Annotated in this window: 1 protein-coding gene; it reads left to right on the top strand. The window is 67.0% G+C overall.

Going from position 1 to position 907, the window contains the following annotated elements; all coding sequences use genetic code 11:
- A partial coding sequence (locus EN994_RS33320) for an NAD(P)H-hydrate dehydratase (protein WP_127308250.1) occupies positions 1-829 on the top strand: 829 nt, incomplete at its 5' end.
- Between the last annotated feature and the right edge of the window lie 78 nt (positions 830-907).

Below are 907 nucleotides of genomic sequence, written 5' to 3'. Positions count from 1 at the left end.
CGGCCATGTCGGCGTCTTTTCCGGCGGTCCCAGTGCTACGGGCGCGGCGCGGCTGTCGGCGCTGGCCGCCGCCAGAAGCGGGGCAGGGGCGGTCACCGTGCTGTCGCCTGGCAACGCCATGCAGGTGAACGCGATTCACCTGACCTCGATCATGCTGCGCGAGGCGGGCTCGCTCGAGGAGGTGCAGGAATTTCTAACGGTGCGCCATCCCGGGGCGCTGGTGTTCGGACCGGGGCTTGGGCCAAAGCCCAAGGTCGGCGATTTCGCCCTGCAGCTGATCAAGGCTTTGGAGGAGGAAGCACGCGACGAGGCGACCGCGAACCACGCCAGTGCGATGGTTCTTGATGCCGACGCCATCACGTCGCTGGCCCATCAGCCTCAGGCGCTGTTCGAAGCTGCCCGTCAGCCGAATGCGCCTGCCTTGATAGTTACGCCGCATGAGGGCGAATTCGGCCGCCTGTTCCCTGATATCGCCGGGGACAAAACCATGTCGAAATTGGACAAGGCGCGAACGGCCGCCACGCGGGCCAACGCCGTCATCGTCTACAAGGGCGCCGACACGGTCATAGCAGCACCCGATGGCAAAGCGGCGATCAACTCCAGCGGTGCACCGTGGCTGGCCACAGCCGGGTCAGGCGACGTGCTGTCGGGCATCATTGCCGGTTTGCTGGCGCAAGGCATGCGGCCCTTCGAGGGCACCTGCGCGGCGGTGTGGTTGCATGCTGAGGCCGGCAGCCGGTTCGGACCCGGTCTGATCGCCGAGGACCTGCCGTTGGCACTGGTGCCGGTGTTGCGCGAACTCTTCGACGCGCGCACGGCTGCCCAATGAGCCGCGCGCTCGTTCTGTTGCTTGCCACCCTCATCGCTGCCTTCATGGCGCCGACGGCGCGCGCCGAAGGTCCTGTGA

Origin of the sequence: Mesorhizobium sp. M7A.F.Ca.CA.002.09.1.1, from assembly GCF_003998555.1 — a bacterium.
Lineage (GTDB): Bacteria > Pseudomonadota > Alphaproteobacteria > Rhizobiales > Rhizobiaceae > Mesorhizobium > Mesorhizobium ciceri.
The sequence above is the reverse complement of the archived record's forward strand: the minus strand, read 5'-3'. Positions and strand labels throughout refer to the sequence as shown.